This window comes from Cellulosimicrobium cellulans (genome assembly GCF_001722485.1).
Lineage (GTDB): Bacteria > Actinomycetota > Actinomycetes > Actinomycetales > Cellulomonadaceae > Cellulosimicrobium > Cellulosimicrobium cellulans_A.
Genome location: NZ_LWGL01000243.1, coordinates 1 through 3,350, shown reverse-complemented (window position 1 = coordinate 3,350; position 3,350 = coordinate 1). Strand labels below are relative to the sequence as shown.

Below are 3,350 nucleotides of genomic sequence, written 5' to 3'. Positions count from 1 at the left end.
GCGTCCCCGCCGCGGGCGGGCGCGGCGGCGGCACGCCGCGCCCCCCGGCACGACCGGTGCCGGAGCCCGGGCGGCCCGAGCAGCGGCAGCGGTGGCTCATGGGCGTCGGGACGCTCGTGGTGCTCCTGTTCGTCGCCCAGCTCGTCAACGTGCAGGTGATCAAGGGCCCCGAGCTCGCGGAGGAGGCGCGCGACGTGCGCCTGCGCAGCTCCACGACGCTCGCGCACCGGGGCGACATCACGGACGCGGACGGCGTCGTGCTGGCCACCTCCGTGGACCGCTACACGATCGGCGCCGACCGTACCGCGATCCAGTCCTTCACCCCCGGCAACCGGGAGCTCGCGGACGGGACGCCGCTCGAGGAGGGCGGCGCCGTGGGCGTGGCGAAGCTCCTCGCTCCCGTCCTCGGCGAGTCCGCCCCGGACCTCGCCGCGCGCCTCAACGGGGAGGGGTACGTCGTCCTCGAGAAGGAGGTCACGCCGGAGGTCCAGCGCGAGATCGCCGAGCTGCGCCTGTCGGCGTACATCCGGGCCGACGCGACGAGCGAGCGCACCTACCCCGCGGGGACCGTGGCCGGCAACCTCGTCGGGTTCGTGAACTCGGAGCAGGTCGGCATGGGTGGCGTCGAGGCGGCGTACGACGACGCGCTCGCGGGCACCCCGGGCTCGCGCGAGTGCGAGGCCGGCCGGGGCGGGGAGCTGATCCCCACCGGGCACTGCGAGACCGACCCGGCGGTGCCCGGGGAGAACGTGCGCCTGACCATCGAGCGGGACGTGCAGTGGAAGGCCCAGGACGCCGTCGACCGTGCGGTGCGCGAGTCGGGCGCCGACTTCGGTATCGCCGTCGTGCAGGACACCCGGACCGGGGAGGTGCTCGCCCTCGCGGACTCGGGCACCGTCAACCCGAACGACCGGACGACGGACGCGGTGTCGCGGCCGAGCCGTGCGGTGTCCAACATCTTCGACCCGGGATCGACGGGGAAGGTCATCACGATGGCGGCGGCGCTCGAGGGCGGTTACGCCGAGGCCGGCACGCAGTTCGAGGTGCCCTACACCTACACGACGCCGAACGGCCAGACGTTCCGCGACTCCCACGAGCACGAGCTGCAGCGCCTCACGCTCGCGGGCGTGCTCGCGGAGTCGTCCAACACCGGGACCGTCCAGGTGGGCGAGCGCATCCCGAAGCAGGTGCGGTACGACTACCTCCACAAGTTCGGCTTCGGGCAGCCCACGGGCCTGGGTCTGCCCGGCGAGTCGGCGGGCATCCTGCACCCGGCGGACTCGTGGGACGGGCGCACCGAGTACGCCGTGCTCTTCGGCCAGTCGGTGTCGGTCAACGCCGTCCAGGCGGCGAGCGTGTTCTCGACGATCGCGAACGGCGGCCTGCGCAGCACGCCGCACCTCGTCGCCGGGACCACGTCGCCCGACGGCACCTTCACGCCGGCGGAGGTCGAGGAGCCGCGGCGCGTGGTCTCGCAGGAGACGGCCGACACGGTGCTGCAGATGATGGAGTCGGTCGTCGAGGAGGGGACGGGTGCGGCCGCGTCCGTGCCCGGGTACCGGATCGCGGGCAAGACGGGGACCGCCGAGGCGGCGGGCGCGGACGGCCAGCTGTCCGGGATCATGGCGTCCTTCATCGGCGTGGCGCCCGCCGACGACCCGCGCTACACCGTCGGCGTCTTCCTCAAGAACCCGCGGACGTCGATCTACGGCGGCGTGGTCGCCGCCCCGGTCTTCAGCGAGATCATGGGGTTCACGCTCGAGCACCAGAACGTCGGGCCGAGCGTGGAGCCGTACGTGCCGCTGCCCACGACGTGGTGACCGCCACGCCCCGCGCGGACCGCGCGGGCGGTGGCGTGCGCGGCCGCCGTGGTGAAGGTCCGGTGAAGCGCCGCCCGGGCGCGTCAGCGTGGCAGGGGCGCCGGTGCGGGCACGGTAGGTTCTTCACGTGACAACCCCGATCGACCGCATTCGTCCTGCCGTGGCCACCCGCCGCACGGTCGGGGAGGCAGCGGCCCGGTTCGGCCTCCGCGTGCTCGACGGCGCGGACCGCGCAGCCGGGGTCGAGGTCTGGTCGGTCGCCTCCGACGACCGCACGGTCGCCGACGGGGACCTGTTCGTCGCGCTGCCCGGCGCCCGAGCACACGGGGCCAGCTTCGTCCCGTCGGCCGTGGCGCGGGGCGCGACGGCCGTCCTCACCGACGAGGAGGGCGCGGCGCTGCTCGACGCGGGCACCGCGGAGGTCCCGGTCCTCGTCGCGGAGGACCCGCGAGCGCTCCTCGGCCCGCTCGCCGCCTGGGTGTACGGCAGCCCGGCCGAGCGCCTCACGACGTTCGGCGTCACGGGGACGAACGGCAAGACGACCACGACGTACCTCGTCGACCACGCGATGCGCGCGCTCGGCTGGAAGGGCGGGCTCGTCGGGACCGTCGAGATGCGCTCGGGCGACCGCGTGCTGCCGAGCCGGCTCACGACGCCCGAGGCCGCGGACCTGCAGGCACTCCTCGCCGCGATGCGCGAGGACGGCGTGAGCACGCTCGCCATGGAGGTGTCGTCGCACGCCCTCGCGCTGCACCGCGTCGACGGGCTCGTCTTCGACGTCGCGGGCTTCACGAACCTGAGCCAGGACCACCTCGACTTCCACGGCGACCTGCAGGCGTACTTCGACGCGAAGGCGACCCTGTTCACGCCCGAGCACTCGCGTCGCGGCGTCGTCGTCGTGGACGACGCGTGGGGCGAGCGGATGGCCGCCGCCGCGCGCGTGCCCGTCGCGACGCTGCGCGTCGACCCGTCCGGCGGCTCGACCGACGGGACCGACGTCGCCCCGGCCGACTGGACGGTCGTGGACGTCGCACCGCTGGAGGACGGGGGTACCGCCTTCGCCGTGCGCCACCGCGACGGTCGGCAGGTGCGCACGGCCACGTCGCTGCCCGGCCCGTTCAACGTCGCGAACGCGGCCCTCGCCGTGGCGATGGTCCTGGAGGCGGGGACCGACGCGCGCGACCTGGAGGCCGCGCTGGACGGAGCGGGCGGTCTCGGACCGGCCGTGCCGGGCCGCATGGAGGTCGTCTCGACCCCGCCGCACGCCCCGCGCGTCGTCGTCGACTTCGCGCACAACCCGGACGCGCTCGCGCTCGCGCTCGACGCGCTGCGCCCGACGACGCTCGGCCGCCTCGCCGTGGTGTTCGGCGCGACGGGGGACCGCGACCGCGGCAAGCGCCCCACGATGGGCGCGGTGGCGGTCGACGGCGCCGACGTCGTCGTCGTGACGGACGACGACCCGCACGGCGAGGACCCCGCGGCGATCCGCGCCGAGGTGCTCCCCGGCGCCCTCGCGGCCCGCGACGCGGC

At 75.2% G+C, this 3,350-nt stretch carries 2 protein-coding genes; both read left to right on the top strand.

What is annotated here, in order from left to right:
- Nucleotides 1-1,820, top strand: a 1,820-nt coding sequence (locus JZ5iCDA_RS16385; protein WP_139123182.1) for a peptidoglycan D,D-transpeptidase FtsI family protein, incomplete at its 5' end; no start/stop codon positions are given.
- Nucleotides 1,821-1,947: 127 nt separating this feature from the next.
- The coding region (locus JZ5iCDA_RS16380) for a Mur ligase family protein (protein ID WP_069388099.1) at nucleotides 1,948-3,350 on the top strand (1,403 nt) is incomplete at its 3' end.